14 protein-coding genes are annotated in these 19,660 nt (G+C 71.5%); all 14 read left to right on the top strand.

The features are described from left to right. Window positions 1–127 precede the first annotated feature (127 nt). Window positions 128–1,444, top strand: coding sequence for a nucleotide sugar dehydrogenase (locus tag AMETH_RS02690; RefSeq protein ID WP_017986499.1), 1,317 nt, complete (start codon window positions 128–130; stop codon window positions 1,442–1,444). Next, window positions 1,434–2,612 (top strand): glycosyltransferase family 4 protein, encoded by a 1,179-nt coding sequence (locus AMETH_RS02685; protein ID WP_017986498.1) that lies wholly within the window; start codon window positions 1,434–1,436, stop codon window positions 2,610–2,612. The genes AMETH_RS02690 and AMETH_RS02685 overlap by 11 nt, the downstream gene beginning before the upstream one ends. A gap of 151 nt (window positions 2,613–2,763) precedes the next feature. After that, entirely contained in the window at window positions 2,764–4,104 is a 1,341-nt protein-coding gene (locus AMETH_RS02680; RefSeq protein ID WP_017986497.1) for a hypothetical protein, read from the top strand. Continuing rightward, entirely contained in the window at window positions 4,101–5,684 is a 1,584-nt protein-coding gene (locus tag AMETH_RS02675) for a Wzz/FepE/Etk N-terminal domain-containing protein (RefSeq protein WP_017986496.1), read from the top strand. The genes AMETH_RS02680 and AMETH_RS02675 overlap by 4 nt, the downstream gene beginning before the upstream one ends. Before the next feature lie 2 nt (window positions 5,685–5,686). Then, entirely contained in the window at window positions 5,687–7,588 is a 1,902-nt protein-coding gene (gene asnB, locus AMETH_RS02670; RefSeq protein ID WP_017986495.1) for an asparagine synthase (glutamine-hydrolyzing), read from the top strand. 9 nt (window positions 7,589–7,597) lie between these two features. After that, the gene (locus tag AMETH_RS02665) at window positions 7,598–9,772 is read left to right on the top strand and encodes a bi-domain-containing oxidoreductase (protein WP_017986494.1); all 2,175 of its coding nucleotides are present in this window, start codon (window positions 7,598–7,600) and stop codon (window positions 9,770–9,772) included. Beyond that, window positions 9,769–11,709 (top strand): alginate lyase family protein, encoded by a 1,941-nt coding sequence (locus AMETH_RS02660; RefSeq protein WP_017986493.1) that lies wholly within the window; start codon window positions 9,769–9,771, stop codon window positions 11,707–11,709. Before AMETH_RS02665 ends, AMETH_RS02660 begins: the two co-directional genes overlap by 4 nt. 49 nt (window positions 11,710–11,758) lie before the next feature. Next, the gene (locus AMETH_RS02655) at window positions 11,759–13,240 is read left to right on the top strand and encodes a right-handed parallel beta-helix repeat-containing protein (RefSeq protein WP_017986492.1); all 1,482 of its coding nucleotides are present in this window, start codon (window positions 11,759–11,761) and stop codon (window positions 13,238–13,240) included. Beyond that, window positions 13,240–14,463 carry a membrane protein gene (locus AMETH_RS02650; RefSeq protein ID WP_017986491.1) on the top strand — a complete coding sequence of 408 codons (1,224 nt, stop codon included), beginning with the start codon at window positions 13,240–13,242 and terminating at the stop codon, window positions 14,461–14,463. The genes AMETH_RS02655 and AMETH_RS02650 overlap by 1 nt, the downstream gene beginning before the upstream one ends. A 67-nt stretch (window positions 14,464–14,530) precedes the next feature. Then, a complete protein-coding gene (locus AMETH_RS02645) occupies window positions 14,531–15,718 on the top strand; it encodes an HAD-IIIA family hydrolase (RefSeq protein WP_017986490.1) in 1,188 nt (395 codons plus the stop codon). Between the two features lie 4 nt (window positions 15,719–15,722). Continuing rightward, a complete protein-coding gene (locus tag AMETH_RS02640) occupies window positions 15,723–16,862 on the top strand; it encodes a glycosyltransferase family 4 protein (protein WP_017986489.1) in 1,140 nt (379 codons plus the stop codon). Continuing rightward, on the top strand, window positions 16,859–17,971 hold the full coding sequence (locus AMETH_RS02635; protein WP_017986488.1) for an SDR family NAD(P)-dependent oxidoreductase: 1,113 nt from the start codon (window positions 16,859–16,861) through the stop codon (window positions 17,969–17,971). Before AMETH_RS02640 ends, AMETH_RS02635 begins: the two co-directional genes overlap by 4 nt. Next, window positions 17,968–18,666, top strand: a complete 699-nt coding sequence (locus AMETH_RS02630; RefSeq protein WP_017986487.1) for a nucleotidyltransferase family protein — start codon at window positions 17,968–17,970, stop codon at window positions 18,664–18,666. The genes AMETH_RS02635 and AMETH_RS02630 overlap by 4 nt, the downstream gene beginning before the upstream one ends. Beyond that, entirely contained in the window at window positions 18,663–19,652 is a 990-nt protein-coding gene (locus AMETH_RS02625) for a GHMP family kinase ATP-binding protein (RefSeq protein WP_017986486.1), read from the top strand. The genes AMETH_RS02630 and AMETH_RS02625 overlap by 4 nt, the downstream gene beginning before the upstream one ends. Window positions 19,653–19,660 lie beyond the last annotated feature (8 nt).

Genomic DNA, 19,660 nt, shown 5'->3' with positions numbered 1-19,660 from the left:
CGCAGCGGGCGGTTTCTTCCCCGCGGAAACCGCACCGGGTAAGCGGTTTTCCAGCTGAGCGCCGCCGTAACGATCTCCGCCCGCCCGCCGACCTCTGGGGCAAGCCGGTGGCGGCGGGAGGATTTCCATGAGGATCAGTGTCTTCGGGCTCGGCTACGTCGGATGCGTGTCGGCCGCGTGCCTCGCCGGCGAGGGGCACGAGGTGATCGGGGTCGACATCAACCCCGTGAAAATCGACCTCGTCCGCAGGGGAAAAGCGCCGGTGGTCGAGGAACGCATCGGCGAGCTCACCGCCGCCGTCGTGGCCAACGGCGCGTTGCGGGCCACGACGAACGTCGCGGAGGCGATCGCGGGCAGCGAAATCTCGCTGGTCTGCGTCGGCACCCCGTCGGCCCCCAACGGCAGCCTGTCCACCGCCTTCCTGGAACGCGTCACCGAGGAGATCGGCGGCGCGCTGGCGGGCAAAACCGGTCGGCATACGGTCGTATTCCGCAGCACGATGCTGCCCGGCACCTGCCTCGACCTGCTGGTGCCGATCCTGGAGAAGGCCTCCGGGCTGACCGCGGGCGTGCACTTCGGCGTCGCGGTGAACCCCGAGTTCCTACGGGAAGGCAGCAGCGTCAAGGACTTCTTCGACCCGCCGAAGACCGTGATCGGCGAGCTTGACCCCGCCAGCGGCGACGCCGTCGCCAAGCTGTACGAGGGCCTGCCCGGCGACGTGTTCCGCGTGCCCATCCCGGTCGCGGAGATGACCAAGTACGCCGACAACGCCTTCCACGGCCTCAAGATCGGGTTCGCCAACGAGCTCGGCGCGATCTGCCGCGCCCTCGGCCTGGACTCGCACCGCGTGATGGACGTGTTCCTCGCCGACCACAAGCTCAACGTCAGCCCCGCCTACCTGCGGCCCGGGTTCGCGTTCGGCGGCTCGTGCCTGCCCAAGGACCTGCGCGGCCTGGTCTACGCCGCGCACCGCGCCGACGTTTCGGTTCCGCTGCTGTCGCACGTGCTGCCCTCCAACGAGGAGCACCTGCGCCGCGCGTTCGACCTGGTCGCGCGCACCGGCAAACGGCGGATCGGCCTGTTCGGCCTGTCCTTCAAGCCGGGCACCGACGACCTGCGCGAGAGCCCGCTCGTCGAACTCGCCGAACGCCTGCTGGGCAAGGGCTACGACCTCAAGATCCACGACGCGAACGTCAGCCTGTCGCGGCTGATGGGCGCCAACCGCGAGTACATCGAGAGCCGCCTGCCGCACCTCGGCCAGCTGCTCGCCGGCAGCGTCGACGAGGTGCTCGACCACGCCGAGGTGTGCCTCGTCGGCAGCACCGACCCGGCCGTGCTCGCGGCGCTGCCCAAGGCGGGCGACCGCACGCTGATCGACCTCGTCCGCCTGCCCGACGCCGCCGTGCGCCGCACCGAAAAAGGATACGTCGGCCTTGCCTGGTAAAGCCCTGATCCTCGTCGAGAACCTGTCCGTGCCCTTCGACCGGCGGGTCTGGCAGGAAAGCACCACCCTGCGCGACGCCGGGTGGGAGGTGCACGTCATCTGTCCACAAGGGACGAAGCGGGACACCGAGCCGGAAGCCGTGATCGACGGCGTGCGCATCCACCGCTACCCGCTCACGGCGGCGAGCGGCGGGCCGGCCGGTTACCTGCAGGAGTATGGATCCGCGTTGTGGCACACGTTCCGATTGGCCCGCAAGATCGGCCCGGTGGATGTCGTGCACGCGTGCAACCCGCCCGACCTGCTCTTCCTCATCGCGCGGATGCTCAAGCGGCGGGGCGCGAAGTTCGTCTTCGACCAGCACGACCTGGTGCCGGAGCTGTACCTGTCGCGTTTCGACCGCGGGAAGGACCTGCTCTACCGCGGCGTGTGCGCGCTGGAGCGGGCCACCTACCGGGCCGCGGACGTCGTGATCGCGACGAACGAGAGCTACCGCGACGTGGCGCTCACCCGTGGCGGCAAGCGGCCCGAGGACGTGGTCGTGGTCCGCAGCGCCCCGGTCGTGGACCGGTTCCGGCAGGTGCCGCCGGAGCCGGAACTCAAGCGCGGCAAGCCGAACATGCTGTGCTACCTGGGCGTGATGGGCCCGCAGGACGGGGTCGACTACGCCCTCCGCGCGCTCGCGAAGCTGCGCGACGACCTCGGGCGCACGGACTGGCATGCGGTGTTCGTCGGCTCCGGGGACGCGTTCGACGCGATGGTCGCGTTGTCGATAGATCTCCACCTGGACGACCAGGTCGACTTCACCGGCCGCATCCCGGACGCGGACCTGGTCCGCTATCTGTCCACAGCGGACGTCTGCCTCGCGCCGGACCCGCTGAACCCGCTCAACGACGTGTCGACCATGAACAAGATCATGGAGTACATGGCGATGAGCCGTCCGATCGTGTCGTTCGACCTGCGTGAGGCACGGGTTTCCGCCGGTGGGGCGGCGGTTTACGCGCCTGCCAACGACGAGCTCGAGTTTGCCAAGCTGACCGCCAGGCTGATGGACGACCCGGCCGAGCGGAAACGGATGGGCGAACTGGGCGCGGCACGCGTGGCGGGACCGTTGTCGTGGGCCAATTCGGCGAAGGCGTTGCTCGCGGCGTACGCCGCGACCGGCCAGTGAATCCCTGACCGGCACCCGCCGCGGCTCGTCGGAAAAACGCCTGGTCGCGTTTTGAACAAGCCGGTAACCAATCCGGGAATCGCCGCGACGTGGTTTGTGAAAGCCCATCCGTTCGCGGACGGGCGGCATCCATGAGAGGGGGTCCGGGGCGTTGAACGACGACACCGTCCGTCTGTCCATGATCGGCAGGATCGTGCGCCGCCGCTGGCGGGTTCTCGCCGCCCTCGCCGTGCTCGGCGCGCTGGTGGGGGCCGGCGCCTCGCTGCTCTTCTCCCCCGGCTACAAAACGGCTTCGCACGTGCTGTTGCAGGGCGCGCCCGATTCCAGCGAGCTGATGACCGAAACGCAGATCGCGACCAGCTCGGTGGTGCTGGACCGCACCGCGCAGGCGCTCGCCTGGGGCGTGTCCGGACCCGAGCTGCGCGATTCGGTGAGCGCGGCCGCGGCTGACGGCAACATCGTGGAGATCACGGCCGAGGCGGAGACTCCGGAGAACGCGCAGCTGCTGGCCGACCAGGTCGCCAAGGAGTACGTCAACTACTCCGCCCAGCTGATCGGCAGCAGCGCGGACGCGGCCAGCCAGATCCGCCAGGAGCAGGAGGACGCGCTGCGCCGCCAGGTGCAGGAGACCAACGACCGCATCACCGACCTGTCCCGGCGCGTGCCGGGCGTGACGGTGGAGAGTGTCGAGGTCCGCACCCAGCTGGAGACTCTGCGGACGGCGCTGACCGAGGCGATGGCGAAGCTCGACCAGCTCGACGGCAACGGCCGCCAGGCGCAGACGGTCGTCATGGGGTCGGCCGAGCTGCCTGCCTCCCCGGCGCCGCCGACGATGATCCACTTCGTCGCGGGCGGCGCGCTCGTGTTCTTCCTGCTCGGCGTGCTCGGTCACCTGGTCGGCGCCCGGACCGACCGGCGGCTGCGCGACGAGGCCGAGATCGCGGCGGCGGTCGGCGGGCCGCTGCTGGGCAGCGTGGACGTGCCGGTGACGCCGGACCACGCGCCGGCCGGCCCCGGTGCGCGCTGGTGGGCCAGGCTGCTCAAGACCGACGAGCCGTGGAACCTGCCGGAGCTCAACGCCTCCGCGGACGCGGCCAGTCGTGAAATCCGGTACCGCCGCGTGCTGTCCCGCCTCGGGGATGGCTCCGGCGTGTTCTCGCGGGTGCTGGTGCTGGCCGCGCAGGACGACCCGGTGGCCAGGACGGCGGTCGCGCAGCTGGCCGCCGCCGGCCGCGGCGAACGCCCCGAACTGCGCGTGGCGCTGATCGATCCCGAGCGGCCGACGGTGCCGGACGACCGTGAGGCCGCCGGTGTGCTCGTGGTCGTGTCCAGCGGGACCAGGACGGGCTGGGATCTCGTCGCGATCACCGAGGCCGCCGCCGACGGCGGGCAGCGGGTGCTGGGCGCCGTCGTCGCCCAGCGCACGGCCGCGGTTCCCGAGCCGGGTGGCACGCACACCGCAGGCGACGAAGCATTGGCAGGTTCAGCGTGACGACACCGGACAGCAACCAGAACACCCAACCACTGCTCGACCTGCAGCGGGTGCTGATCGCGATCCGGCGACGGCGCCGCCTGTGGCTCTCCGCCGCGGTGCTGGGGCTGCTCGCGGGCGCGGCGCTGGCGGTCCTGTCGCCGACCCCGCCGACGGCGGTGACCCGGCTGCTCGTGCTGCACGCCGAAGACGCCCCGAACGACAGCGGCACGCTCATCAAGACCGACGTGGCCATCCTCGAAACCACGCGGATCGCCGGGGCCGCGCTGCAGCGGCTCGGCTCGAACGAGCCGCCGGAGAAGTTCGTCCAGTCCTACACCGCCACCGGGCTGACCAACAACGTGCTGGAACTCCAGGTCACGGCCCGCAGCCACGGCGAGGCGGTCGCCAAGGCACAAGCGCTCGCGGACGCGTTCATCGCCGACCACGGCCAGCGCATGCAGGCCGCGGCGGACGCGGAGGCGCAGGCCCTGCTGGGGCAACGCGACCAGATCCAGACCGAGCTGAACGAGGTCGACCGGCAGATCGCCGCGTCGGCGAACCGCAACAGCCAGATCGGCCCGGCCGAGCTGCAGTCGCTCTACGCCCGGCGCGCCGACCTGACCTCGCGGGTCTCCGACTTCACCAACCAGGCCAACGAGGCGAAGATCGGCACGCCGCAGCTGGCCGCGGGCACGCAGATCGTTGACGCGCCACGCCCGGTCGTCGAATCACCGCTGACCCCGCTGGTCACCAACGCCGGCATCGGGTTCGGGTTCGGGCTCGTCGCCGGGCTGGGCCTGGCCGCGGTGATGAGCGTGGTGCGGGACCGGCCGCTGCTGCGGCGGGACATCGCCACGCACCTCGGCGCGTCCGTCATCGCGCAGCTGCCGAAGCCCCGGCGGGGGCCGTGGGGAGGTGGCGCGGCGCAACGGGACCGCGTTGCGGCGACACTGGCCCGCGCGGTCGGCGAGACCGGCAGCGTGTCCGTTCTCGAACTCGGCTGCGCCCGGGTGGCCGCCATGCTCGCGCTGGACATGGCCCGGCACCTGGACGGTCCGGCCGTGGTCGTGGACGACCTGCCGCACCGCGAGGTCACCGCGCTGTCCGGCGAGGCGGGCGAGGGCGTGCGGGTCGTCGACGGCAGCACGGCCGAGAAGGCCCGCATCGGGGTCGGGTCGGTGTCGCCGGGGACGGCGTGGACCGACCTGCGCCGGCTGGGCTCGGAAACCGTGCTGGTGGTCCGTGCGGGCAAGGCGGACGCGGCGTGGCTGCACACCGTCGCCCGCCAGCTGGCCGACCTGGGCATCCCGATCATCGGCATCGTGCTCGTGGCGCCGGATCCGCGGGACCGCACGGACGGGACGCTGTGGGACGGGTTGCACACCGCGCTGCGCGGCCGGGCCGCGTTCGCCGCGGCGCGGCCCGCCAACGCCGGCGACCACCCGTTCGCGCCGATCCCCGGGTCCGCGGCCGGGAAGGGCGAGCAGACCGTGACGCTCAAACCGGTACACGCCGACCTGCCGACGAAGCAGTTCACCCCGGTCGACGCGCCGGAGGCACACATGAACGGCAAGCTGCCCCTCGATCGCGAAGGCTGACCATGTGCGGTGTCGCAGGAACCTACCGCTGGCCCGACGGTGGCCCGCTGACCGACCGGCTCACCAAGCGCCTGGCCCACCGCGGGCCGGACGGCGAGGGCCGCTACGACCACGGTGACGTGCACCTCGGCCACCGCCGGTTGTCGATCATCGACCTGTCCGAGACCGGCGCGCAGCCGATGGTTTCCGGCGGACTGGCGCTGACCTACAACGGCGAGCTGTACAACGCGCCCGAGCTGCGGGCCGAGCTGATGAGCAAGGGCGTGCGGTTCCGCGGCACCTCCGACACCGAGGTCCTGCTGGAGGCGTGGCGGCGCTGGGGCGTCGAGTGCCTGCCACGGCTGCGCGGCATGTTCGCGTTCGGGATCTTCGACGAGCGCACCGGCGAGCTGTTCCTCGCCCGCGACCAGCTCGGCATCAAGCCGCTGTTCTACGTGCGCCGCGGCGACGGGATCGCGTTCTCCTCGGAGCTGAAAGCGCTCGCCGGTGAGATCGGCGGGCTGCACGTCGATGAGGCCGCGCTGGTCGCGTCGCTGCTCTACTACTGGGTCCCGGACAGCCGGTGCGCGTTCCGCGAGGCGCGCAAGCTGCCGCCGGGCTCGTGGCTGCGCGTGCGCCCGAACGGCCGGGTGGACACCGGCCGGTACTGGATCCTGCGGGACGTCGCGACCGAGGCCCGGCACGGCCCGCCCGCCGACCTCGCCGCGGTCGTCGAGGACTCCACCCGCAAGCACCTGCTCTCCGACGTGCCGGTGGCGACGTTCCTGTCCGGCGGCCTGGACTCCAGCTACCTGACCGCGCTCGCGTCGAAGTACTCGCCGGGCATCTCCGCCTACACCATCGGTTTCCGCGCCGAGGACGCGAAGTTCGAGGCCATGCCGGACGACCTGCGGTACGCGCGGATCGTGGCCGACCGGTTCGGCGTTGACCTGCACGAGATCGAAATCGCGCCGAACGTGCAGGACCTGCTGCCGCACCTGACCTACCACCTGGACGAGCCGATCGGCGATCCGGCGGCGATCAACAGCTACCTGATCTGCCTGGCCGCTCGCGAGTCCGGGGTGAAGGTGATGCTGTCCGGGATGGGCGCGGACGAGCTGTTCGCGGGTTACCGCAAGCACCTGGCGAACCTGATCGCGTTGCGCTACCAGAAGATGCCCGGCGCGGTGCGCACGCCGCTGGAGTCCGTTGTGGACCGGCTGCCGGTGGCGACGTCGAAGCGCGGGTTCCGGTCCATCCGCTTCGCCAAGCGGTTCCTGTCCTTCGCGACTCTGCCGGAGGAGACCGCGTTCCGGCGCAGCTACACGATGTACGACCGGGACGAGCTGGCCGGGCTGGTCGCGCCCGACCTCGCCGGCGCGGTGGACGACGTGCTCACCGAGCACGCCGACACCTACCACGACAACCTGCTCGACGACTTCGTCAACCGCATGTGCCTCGCCGACGCGCGGATGTTCCTGCCGGGGCTGAACCTGACCTACACCGACCGCTCCACCATGGCCGCCTCCACCGAGGTGCGCGTGCCGTTCGTGGACGTCGAGGTCGTCAAGGCCGCGTTCAGCCTGCCCGGCAACCGCAAGATCGCCGGGCGGCAGGGCAAGGCCGCGCTCAAGGAAGCCGCGCTGTCGATCCTGCCGAAGGAGATCGTCTACCGGCCGAAGGGCCTGTTCAGCGCCCCGCTGCGGGCGTGGATGAGCCGCGATCTGGCGCCGCTGGTGCGGGAGGTCGTGCACGACGGTGTCCTCGTCCGGTCCGGGTTCCTGCGGCGCGAGGCGTTGCAGCGGCTGGTCGACGAGGACGCCGCGGGCCGCGAGGACCGGTCCAAGCACCTCTGGCATGTCTTGACCCTGGAGTACTGGTACCGCAGCGCGACCGAAGCCGGCGCGGCCGAGCGAGCAGCGTAAGGAGCCCTGGTGAAGCAGGTCGTGCAGAACTACAAGAGCGGCGAGCTGGCGCTGCTGGACGTCGAGGTGCCGGCGTGCAAGCCGGGCGGCGTGCTCGTGCGAACCGCGTTCTCGCTGATTTCGACGGGCACCGAGATGATGAAGGTGTCCGAGGCGAGCATGTCGATGCTGGGCAAGGCGCGGTCGCGGCCGGACCAGGTCGCGAAGGTCGTGCAGAGCGTCGCGGCCAACGGCGTCGGCGCCACCTACCGCAAGGTGATGAACCGGCTCGACTCCTACACGCCGCTGGGCTATTCGCTGTGCGGTGTGGTCGTGGAGGTCGGGCCCGGGTTGGAAGGCACCGTCGACGTGGGCGACCTGGTCGCCTGTGCGGGCAACGAGCACGCGTTGCACTCCGAGCTGAACTGGGTGCCGAAGAACCTCTACACGCGGGTGCCCGCCGGGGTCGCGCCGCGGCACGCGTCGTTCGCGACCGTCGGCGCGATCGCCATGCAGGGCGTCCGGCGAGGCGAACCGCAGCTCGGCGACGTCGCGCTGGTCATCGGGCTTGGCCTGATCGGGCAGCTGGTCGTGCAGCTGCTGGCCGCGTCCGGGGTGCGGGTGGTCGGCGTGGACCCGGACCAGGAGCGGTGCAAGCTGGCCGAACGACTGGGCGCGTCGGTGTGCGGGCACCCCGGCTCCGGCGACGTGGAGATCGCGGTCGGTGAGCTGACCGGCGGGCACGGCGTCGACCAGGTGTACCTCGCCGCCGGTGGCAGCACGAACGAGCCGGTCGAGCTGGCCGCGAAGCTCGCGCGCGACCGCGGCCGCGTGGTCGACATCGGCAAGTGCCGCCTCGACCTGCCGTGGAACGCCTACTACGAAAAGGAACTCGACGTCCGGTTCTCGCGCTCGTACGGCCCCGGCCGGTACGACCCGGAGTACGAACTGGACGGCCGCGACTACCCGATCGGTTACGTCCGCTGGACCGAGCGGCGCAACCTGGAGTGCTTCCTCGACCTGATCGCCCGCGGGCGGGTCGACGTCGAGCCGCTGGTCTCGCACGTCGCGGACTTCTCGACCGCGGTGGAGACTTACCGCAGGCTCAACGAGGGCGAGCTGAAGGCCGTCGCCGTCCTGTTCCGCTACCCGGACGTCGAGACCGGCCACGACGAGCCCGCCCTGGTCGCGGACGTCCCACGGCGCGAGCCGATCCACACGTCGCAGCGGATGGGCCGGGTCCGCACGGCGTTCGTCGGCGCGGGCAACTACGCGTCCTCGATGCTGCTGCCGCACCTGGCCGAACGGGAGGACGTCGAGCTGCGCCGCGTCGTCACCACGTCCGCGCTGTCCGGCGCGAACGCCACGCGGAAGTTCGGGTTCGCCGAGGCGACCACCGACGTGGACGCCACACTTGCCGACCCGGAGATCGACGCGGTGTTCGTGGTGACCCGGCACAGCTCACACGCCGAGCTGACCCGCCGCGCGCTGCTCGCGGGCAAGGCGGTGTTCGTGGAGAAGCCGCTGGCGCTCAGCGAAGCCGAGCTGGGCAAGGTGCTGGGCGCGATCGAGGAGTCCGGCAACGACCGGCTGCAGGTCGGGTTCAACCGCCGGTTCGCGCCGCTGCTGCACGAGGCCACCGGCCGGTTCGGCAGGCGCATCGGCGCGGCGTCGGTGCGGTACCTGGTGAACGCGGGCCGCCTGGAGCACGGCAGCTGGTACAACCAGGCCGGTTCGGAAGGCACCCGGTTCGCCGGCGAGGGCGGCCACTTCATCGACACGGTGAGCTGGCTGCTCGGCGCGGACCCGGTGTCGGTCTACGCCTGCGCCACGCCGGACCAGCAGGACCTGCAGGTCGTGCTGCGGTACCCGGACGGGTCGACCGCGACGGTCAGCTACGCCACCAGCGGTTCGACGAGCTTCCCCAAGGAGACGCTGGACGTCGTCGCCGACGGCAAGGTGCTGAAGTTCGACGACTTCGCCCGCGCCTCGGTGTACGGGCGCAAGCGGTGGACCAGCTCCCGCCTGCCGAAGGGCCGCGACAAGGGCCAGCACGCCGAGCTGGACGCGTTCGTCACCGCGGTCACCTCGGGCGGGCCGATGCCGGTGCCGTTGGAGTCGCTGGTCGCGACCACGCTCGCCACGCTCGCGGTGCAGACCAGCCTGGCCACCGGCGCGCCGGTCAAGATCGGGACCCCGTCATGACGGACCCCGCCTGGTACCTGCGGCGACTCTCGCGGATGGGCCCGCGCGAGGTCGCCGGGCGCGCGGCGGACGTGCTGAACCGGCGCAGGCTGCGGCGCGCGCTACCCAAGGCGTCGGCTCCGCTGCCCGGCCGCCGGTTCACCGCCGTGCTGCCCGAGGGCGTGCAGGTCCCGGCGGACGCGCGGGCACGCGTGCTGGAGACCGCGGACCGGCTGATCGACGGCCGCGCCGAGTACTTCGGCCTGCGGCGGCACGACATGGTGAGCCCGGACTGGTCGCTCGACCCGAAGACCGGGCGCCACGCGCCTGCCGACACCTTCGCCTTCGACATCCCGTACCGGCACGAGGACGTCGTCGGCGACATCAAGCAGATCTGGGAGCCGTCGCGGCACCAGCACCTCACCGTGCTGGCCACCGCGTACGCGCTGACCGGCGAGGACCGCTACGCCGAGCGGGTCGCCGACCACCTGAAGTCGTGGTGGGCGGCGAACGCGCCGATGACGAGCGTGCACTGGGTCAGCGGGATCGAGCTGGGCATCCGGCTGCTGTCCTGGGTGTGGGTGCGGCGGCTGCTCGACGGCTGGCCCGGCGCGCCCGGGTTGTTCGAGGACAACCCCGAGGCGCTGCACCAGATCTGGCACCACCAGCGGTGGCTCGCGACCTTCCCGAGCCGCGGGTCGTCGGCCAACAACCACGTCATCGCCGAGTCGGCCGGGCAGCTGGCCGCGTCCTGCGCGTTCCCGTGGTTCCCCGAGTCGGCGGGCTGGCGGTCCGCCGCGCTGCGCTCGCTCGACGAGCACCTCGCGGCCAACACTTTCGCCTCTGGCCTGAACCGGGAGCTGGCCACCGAGTACCACGGCCTGGTCCTCGAACTGGGCCTGGCCGCGGCGATCGAGGCAGGCCCGGCGGCGCCGGACTCGCTGTGGCGGACGCTGCTGCGGATGACCGACGCGCTCGCGGCCGTCGTCGACGTGCGGCTGCACCCGCCGCGGCAGGGCGACAGCGACGACGGGCACGGGCTCGTGCTCGACGGCGCCGGGGTCAACCGGTGGTCGTCGCTGCTGGCGACCGGGGACGTCCTGTTCGGACGGCTGGACTGGTGGCCGAGCCCGCGCGGCGGGGACGCCCGCACGCCGCTGCTCGCCGCGCTCGCCCGCCGGTTCGAAGCGGCGGACCGGCCGCGCGCGCGGCCGGACCACTTCGCCGACGCCGGGCTGACGCTGCTGCGCACCCGGCCCCAGGACGGCCACGGCGAGATCTGGTGCCGCTGTGACGGCGGCCCGCACGGTTTCCTGTCCATCGCCGCGCACGCGCACGCCGACGCGTTGTCGGTAGAGGTGCGGCACGACGGCGTCGACGTCCTCGCCGACCCGGGGACCTACTGCTACCACGGCGAGCCCGGGTGGCGGGCGTACTTCCGGTCCACGCTCGGCCACAACACGGTGCAGCTGGACGACGCCGACCAGTCCACGTCGGGCGGCCCGTTCCTGTGGACGCGGCACGCACGCACCCGGGTGCTGGCCCGCCCCGGCGGCGGCGTGCCGCGGTGGTCCGCCGAGCACGACGGCTACCGGCCCGCCGTGCACCGGCGCACCGTCGAACTCGACGCGGCCGAACGGGAACTGCGGATCACCGACGAGATCACCGACAACCGGCACCACCCGGCGCGGCTCGCGTTCCACCTCGGCCCGCGGGTGAGCGCCGAGCTGACCGGCAACGCGGCGGTGCTGACGTGGACCGCGGGTGGCCGCGACCGGGCGGCGATCCTCGACCTGCCCGCCGGGCTGACCTGGACCGCGCACCGCGGCCAGACCGATCCGCCGCTCGGCTGGTACTCGCCCGGCTACGGCCGCCGCGAACCGGCCACGACCCTGATCGGCAGTGGGCTCGCCGGGCGCGCCGGCCCGCTCACCACACTGCTGCGCTTCGCCGACTAGCCGGAGGTTGCCCGCCGTGCCCGCACCAACGACGACCCGAGCCCGCTGGGTGGCGGTGTTCCTCGGCGTCCTGGCGCCGCTGGCCGCGCTCGCGTGCACCCCCAGCCCGGAACCGGCGGACACCACCGCGACGCTGGCGGGCTCCGGGGCGTGCCGCAACCTGCCGCCCGGCCCCGCGGAGCCACCCGCGGGCGCGGTCGTGGTCGACGCGGCCGTGCCCGGCGACCTCCAGGCCAAGACGAAGGCCAGCCCGCCGGGCACCACGTTCTGGCTGCGGCCCGGCACGCACACCCTTGGCACCGACGAGTTCGACCAGGTCGCGCCGAAGGACGGCAACACCTACACCGGCGCCCCGGGAGCGGTGGTCGACGGGCGCGACACCAACCGGTACGCCTTCAGCGGCAAGGCGAGCGGGGTGACCATCGAGCACCTCACGGTGACCGGGTTCGACGCGCCGGACAACGAGGGCGTGGTCAACCACGACTCCGGCGCCGGCTGGGTCATCCGGTCGAACCTGCTCACCGACAACCGCGGCGCCGCGATGATGGCGGGCGCGCGCCAGGTGATGACAGGCAACTGCCTCAAGGACAACGGGCAGTACGGGCTCAACGCCTGCTGCGGCGACGTGACCGACGTCGTGCTGGAGGGCAACGAGTTCGTCGGCAACAACGCCGACGACGTGGAGAGCAAGTACGCCGACGGCTGCGGCTGCACCGGCGCGATGAAGTTCTGGGAGGTCGACGGCGCCGACATCCGCGGCAACTGGATCCACGACAACCGCGGGCCGGGCATCTGGGCCGACACCAACAACAACGACTTCCTGATCGAGAACAACCTCATCGAGAACAACGACGGCGCCGCGATCTTCTACGAGACCAGCTACAACGCGACCATCCGCGGTAACACGCTGAAGCGCAACAACCTGGTCAGCGGGCGCGAGTTCGTCGACCGCGACGACAACTTCCCGTCCGCGGCGGTCTACATCTCCGAGTCCGGCGGCGACGCGCGCGTGCCCGCCCGCACCGACCGGATCGACATCCACGACAACGAGTTCCAGGACAACTGGGGCGGGGTCACGCTGTGGGAGAACGCGGACCGCTTCTGCAACAGCCCCGCCAACACGTCCACCGGCACCTGCACGCTCGTCGTCAACGACGTCGCGAATTGCGCCCCGCCGGGCATCGACACCGACCCGCTGCACGGCGACTGCCGCTGGAAGACGCAGAACGTGCAGGTCCACGGCAACCGGTTCGAGGTGAACCCGCGGAACATCGGCTGCCAGGCGATGTGCGCCCGGATGGCGTTGCTGTCCAACTACGGCAGCTCGCCGGACTGGTCGCCGTACCAGGGCGACGTGATCCCGCAGGCCATCACCTTCGACCAGAACAACCGCTGGTACGGCAACACCTACGTCGGGCCGTGGACCTTCGTCGCGCACGACGCGAGCAGGCTGGTCGAGCAGATCGAGTGGCAGGGCCCGGTCTACCGCCAGGACGCGGGCAGCACGTTCGCGATGGGGGGCGGCAAGTGATGAGCCTCACCGGCATCCGGCCGCGGACACTCGACGAGGACGACGTCGCCCGAAGCCCGCGCACCTTCCGGATCCTGGGCGCGATCTGGGCCTTGATGATCTTCAACACCCTCGCCACCCAGGGCGTCTCGGCGCTCATCCCGATCCCGCGCCCGGTCACCCAGGTCCTCACGATGAGCGCGGTCGGCATCGCGTTCGCGCTCGCCCTGATCCTCAACCCGCGCCTGAAGATCCGGCCCAGCGCGTTCCTGGTGCTGCTCAGCCTGCTGCTGGTCGCGAGCTTCGCGAGCAGCGTGCGCATGGAGTCCGGCTTCGGCTCGCTGTTCCGGTGCGCCAGGCTCGGGTTGTTCGTCGGGACGTTGTGGTTGATCAGCCCGTGGATGAACGGCTCTATCTGGTTCGTCCGCCAGCACATCAGGGTGCTGACCGTGCTGCTGGTCTCCGTCGCCGTCGGCCTGGTGATCTCGCCCGGTCTGGCCATGCCGGAACTCAACGACGGCAGGCTCACCGGCGTGCTGTGGCCGCTGACCCCGACTCAGATCGGGCAGTACGCCGCGATCGTCGCCGGGCTGGCCATGCTGCTGTGGATCAACAGGCTCACCGACGCGCGCAGCGTGGTCATGGTCACCGGCCCGGCGATCGTCCTGCTCGTGCTGACCCACACCCGCACCGCGACCCTCGGCCTGGTCTCCGGGCTCGTCGTCGCGATGCTGTCGATGTGGCTCACCAGCGGCCGCGCCCGCAAGGCGTTCGCCTGGGGCATCGCGGTTGCCGGGATCGGCGCCGTCCTGCTCGGGCCCCTGCTGCAGACCTGGGTCCTGCGCGGCCAGGACGCGGAGAACTTCGGCAACCTCACCGGCCGCGCGAAGGTGTGGGAGCGGCTGCTGTCCGCCCCGCGCACCTGGTTCGAAGAGATCTTCGGCACCGGGCTGTCCAACAAGTCCTTCGACGGCCTGCCCATCGACAACAGCTGGCTGGCCGTCTACCACGAGCAGGGCTACCTGGGCGCCACGATCGTCGTGTTGTTCCTGGTGACGGTGGTCGTGGTGGCCATCGCCCGCCCGCCGTCGCCGGGGCGGGCGTGCGCGTTGTTCCTGATCACGTACTGCCTCGCGGCCTCCTACACCGAAGCCGGCCTCGGGGACGCCTCGCCGTACCTGCTGCACCTGGCGGTCGCGGCCGGCCTGCTCGCCGGTACTCCACAAAGGACGGTATCGCGGTGAGCGCCGCGCCCGTAACGGACCAGCGCCCGCACGCGACCTCAAGACATCGCAGAGAGGTGGTCGAACCGTGAGCCAGCCAGGGGTTCTGCTCGATCGCGACGGCACGATCATCGTCGACAGCGGGTATGTCGGCTCCGTCGACCGGGTCGAGTTCATCGACGGGGCCATCGCGGCGATCGCCGCGCTCAACCGGGCCGGCGTCCCGGTCGCCGTGGTGACCAACCAGGCCGGCGTCGCCCGCGGGTACTACGGCATCGCCGACGTGGAGCAGGTCCACAAGCACATGATCGCCGAGATGGCGCGGCACGGCGCGCACGTGGACCTGTGGCTGTTCTGCCCCTACCACCCGGACGGCATCGTCGAGGCGTTCGCCCGGCGCAGCGCCGACCGCAAGCCGGGGCCGGGCATGGCGCTGGCCGCCGGAGAAGCGCTCGACCTGGACCTTTCCGCGTCGTGGGTGGTCGGGGACAGCCCCGCCGACGTCGGGCTCGCGCGGGCCGTCGGCGCGAAACCGCTGCACGTCGGGCCGCCCGGCTCGGCCGTGATGGGCGTGGACGCGTTCCCCGATCTCGCCGCCGCCGTGCGGTTCATCCTCGGCGGCGACACCGCGCCGGCGCCGGAGCAGCAGAAGGCGCCCAAGTTCCCGGCCGCGAAGTTCCACCGGGCCGACTCCTACGGCGGCGCCTACGTCGCCGAGCTGGCGCGCGCCTTCGCCACCGTGGACCTGGAGCAGGTCAGCCGCGCGGCGAAGATCCTGAACGCCGCCTACGACCGCGATTCGGCCGTGTTCGCCTGCGGCAACGGCGGATCCGCGTCGATCGCCAACCACCTGCAGTGCGACCACGTGAAGGGCGTGCGCAACGGCACCGGGGTCACCACGCGCGTGCAGAGCCTGAGCACCAACGTGGAGCTGTTCAGCGCGATCGCCAACGACCTCGGCTACGAGCACGTCTTCGAGTACCAGCTGCAGTCCCAGGCGCGGCCGGGCGACGTGCTGATCGTCATCTCGTCCTCGGGCCGCTCGCCGAACATCGTGCGGGCACTGGACTGGGCGACGGCGCACGACATGCCGACCATCGCGCTCACCGGCTTCGCCGGCGGGCCGGCCCGGCGCCGCGCCGAGGTCTCCATCCACGTCGGCTCCGCCAACTACGGCGTCGTCGAAGACGCCCACCAGGCGTGCATGCACCTGCTGGCCCAGTACGTCCGACAGTCGAGGATGACCCCAGATGCCGTTGTCTCGCAGACATTCTGACCGCATGCGCGTCGCGATCAACCTGCTCACCGACGACCCGTTCAACCCGTCGGGCGCGCACTGGTTCTGGACCCGCGTCATCCCCGAGATGACCCGGCTGCTCCGCGACGGCGAGTCGTTCCACCTGATGGTGAGCCCGAAGTCACGGCCTGCGCACGACTACGGCCGCAGCGTCGGCTACATCACCTACCCGTGGTCCAACGAGAAGCGCAACCTGCGCACGCTGTCGGAGCACCTGTACTCGCCGCTGCGGCTGCCGCTGAGCGGGATCGACGTGCTGAACACGCTGATGGCGCCGATCGTGAAGTCCGCACCGAAGCTGGTGGTGCACATCAAGACGCTGCACGCGTACACGACGCCGCACGCGATCTCCCCGCCCGCGCGGCTGTACCGCCAGCTGAGCTACCCGCGCACCGCCCGCCTGGCCGACGCGATCATCCTCAACTCGCGCAGCCTGGTCGACGAGGTGCAGCAGTACCTGAACGTGGATCCGGCGAAGATCCGGCTCATCCCGGAGGCGGTGGACCACGAGCTGTTCAACCCCGGCGACCGGGACGAGGCGTTCGCACACGTCGCGAAGCGGTACGGGGTGCGCGAGAACTTCGTGTTGTTCGTGTCGTCGCTGTGGCCGTACAAGAACTGCGAGGGACTGATCCGCGCGTTCGCCGCGGCGAAGTCCGACCTCGGCGGCAGGCAGCTGGTCGTCGTCGGACCTGGCCGGGACGTCGAGTACGTCGGCGAGCTCAAGGCGCTCGCCGCGCGGCTCGGCGTGGCGGACGACATCGTGTGGGTGGGTGGCGTGCCGCTGGAGGAGACGGTGCACTTCTACCGCGCCGCGGAGGTGTTCGTGTACCCGTCGCACAACGAGACGTTCGGCCTGCCGATCCTGGAGGCCATGGCCTCGGCGTGCCCGGTGGTCACCTCCAACCTCACCGCGATGCCGGAGACCGCGGGCGGGGCGGCGCTGCTGGCCGACCCGAAGGACGCGGACTCGATCGCCGACCAGATCGTCAAGGCCTGCGGCCCGGAGAGCGAGCGGCTGCGCGCCCGCGGACCGGAACGCGCGAGCGAGTTCACCTGGGCGGCCACTGCCGCGCGCACGCTCGACGTGTACCGCGAAGTCCACGAGGGGCACACCCGATGAGGGTCCTGGTCACCGGCGGCGCCGGGTTCATCGGCTCGCACACCTGCGACCGGCTCGTCGAGCTGGGGCACGAGGTGGTCGTGCTGGACGTGCTGGCCGCGCCGGTGCACCGCGGCGGCAGGCCGAACCACCTCACGCCCGGCGTGGAGTTCTACGAGGGCGACGTGCGCAACCGCGACCTGATGCGCAACCTGCTGCGCCGCGTGGACGCGGTCTACCACTTCGCCGCCTACCAGGACTACCTGCCGGACTTCGCGAAGTTCACCGACGTCAACGTCACCTCGACCGCGATGATCTACGAGATCGTGGTCGCCGAGAAGCTGGACCTGCAGCGGATCGTCGTGGCGTCCTCGCAGGCGGCGATGGGCGAAGGGCTGTACCGGTGCGCGGTGCACGGCGAGCAGACGCCGGACATGCGCCCGGAGTCCGCGCTGCGGGCCGCGCGCTGGGACATCGGCTGCGCGGTGTGCGGCGAGCCGATCGAGGTGCTGCCGACGCCGGAACGCGTCGCCAACCCCCAGAACGCCTACGGCATGTCCAAGCACGGCGAGGAGGTCGTGGCGGTCAACCTCGGGCGCCGCTACGGCATCCCGACCGTCGCCCTGCGCTACAGCATCGTGCAGGGCCCGCGGCAGTCGGTCTACAACGCCTACTCCGGCGCGTGCCGCATCTTCAACCTGCACTACCTGCTCGGCGGCGCGCCGACGCTGTACGAGGACGGGCAGAACATCCGCGACTACGTCAACATCCACGACGTCGTCGACGCGAACGTGCTGGTGCTCGCTGACGACCGCGCGGCGGGGCGGGTGTTCAACGTGGGCGGCGGGGCCGGGTACACCACCCAGGAGTTCGCCGAGGTCGTGCGCCGGCAGTACGGATCGGACCGGCCGGGCCGGATCAGCGGCGAGTACCGGTTCGGCGACACCCGGCACATCCTCTCCGACGTCGACACGCTCAAGCAGCTGGGCTGGTCCCCGAAGCGGACCCCGGCGGACTCTGTCGCCGAGTACGCGGCGTGGTTGCGGGACGTGCGCGGCCTGGACGAGATCCTCGCCGAGGCCGACGCGAAGATGCGCTCGCTCGGCGTGGTGCGCAAGGCGGGCTCGTGAAGGCGTTCCTGCTCGCGGCCGGGCTGGGGACGCGGTTGCGGCCCCTGACCGACCACACGCCCAAGTGCCTCGTCGAGATCGGCGGGCGGCCGATGCTGGACATCTGGCTGGACGCGCTCGAGGCCGCCGGTGTGGACGAGGTGCTGGTCAACCTGCACCACCTCGCGCCGCTGGTGTGGGCGCACCTGGCCGAGCGGCGGGGCGGCCCGCTCGTGCGCACCGCCGAGGAGCCGGAACTGCTCGGCAGCGCGGGCACCGTGTCGGCGAACCGGGACTTCGTCGCGGGCGAGGAGATGTTCCTGGCGCTCAACGCGGACAACCTGACCGACTTCGACCTGCGGGTCCTGATCGAGGCGCACCGCGCGGGCGGCGCGATCGCGACGCTGTCGGTGTTCCGGGCGCCCGATCCGACCCAGTGCGGGATCCTCACGGTTGCCGACGGTCTGGTGACGGGGTTCACCGAAAAGCCAGCGAAGCCGACCGGTTCTTTGGCCAATGCGGGGATGTACGCGTTCTCCCCCGCCGTGCTCGACCTGATCGGCCCGCCGCCCCGGGACATCGGCTACCACCTGCTGCCCGAACTCGTCGGGCGCGCCCGCGCGGTCTCCCTCGGCGACTCCTGGTTCCTCGACATCGGCACCCCCGCGGCCCTGGCCAGGGCGCGCGAAGTCTGGCAAGGCAGGCGAGCATCGTGATCATCACCCAGACCCCGCTGCGCATCGGGCTCGTCGGTGGCGGGACCGATCTGCCCAGCTACTACCGGGAGCACGGCGGCCGGGTGCTCAACGCCGCCATCGACAAGTACGTCTACGTCGTGGTCAAGCAGCGCTTCGACGACGAGATCTACGTCAACTACTCGCGCAAGGAGATCGTCTCCCGGGTCGAGGACCTCGAGCACGAGCTGGTGCGCGAGGCCATGCACATGACCGGGGTGCGCAGCGGCGTGGAGATCACCACGCTCGCCGACATCCCGTCGGCCGGCTCCGGGCTCGGGTCGTCGTCCTCGGTGACGGTGGGCCTGCTGCACGCGTTGTTCGCCTACCAGGGCAGGCAGGTGGCGGCCGAGGAGCTGGCCGACCGGGCGTGCGCGATCGAGATCGACCGGTGCCGCAAGCCGATCGGGAAGCAGGACCAGTACGCGGCCGCCTTCGGCGGGTTGTGCGACCTGCAGTTCGGGCCGGGCGACGCGGTCGGGGTCGAGCAGATCGACCTGCCGCGGGCGGACTGGCGGAAGCTGCAGGACGAGCTGATGTTGTTCTTCACCGGCATCACCCGCAGCGCCGACAAGATCCTCGGCGAGCAGAACGCGAACGTCGGGAACAAGCTCGCCCAGCTGGGGCAGTTGCGCGACCTCGCCGGCGAGGCGGCGGACGGCCTGCGCGGCGGTGAGCTGTCCGCGCTGGGCACCGCGCTGCGCAAGAGCTGGGAGGCCAAGCGCTCGCTCGCGGCCGGGGTGTCCAACCAGCAGATCGACGAGGCCGTCGACGGGGCGCTGTCGGCGGGCGCGACCGGGGCGAAGGTGACCGGCGCGGGCGGCGGCGGGTTCCTGCTGGTCAGCTGCCCGCTGGAGCACCAGCAGGCGGTGCGCGCCCGGCTCGCCACGATGACGGAACTACCGATCAAACTGGAGCGGCTGGGGTCCCGGATCATCTTCAACGTGCACCGCGACATCTGGAGCTGACCAAGGCG

Origin of the sequence: Amycolatopsis methanolica 239 (assembly GCF_000739085.1) — a bacterium.
GTDB lineage: Bacteria > Actinomycetota > Actinomycetes > Mycobacteriales > Pseudonocardiaceae > Amycolatopsis_E > Amycolatopsis_E methanolica.
Note: the sequence above shows the minus strand (reverse complement) of the source record. Positions and strands in the feature narration are given on the sequence as shown.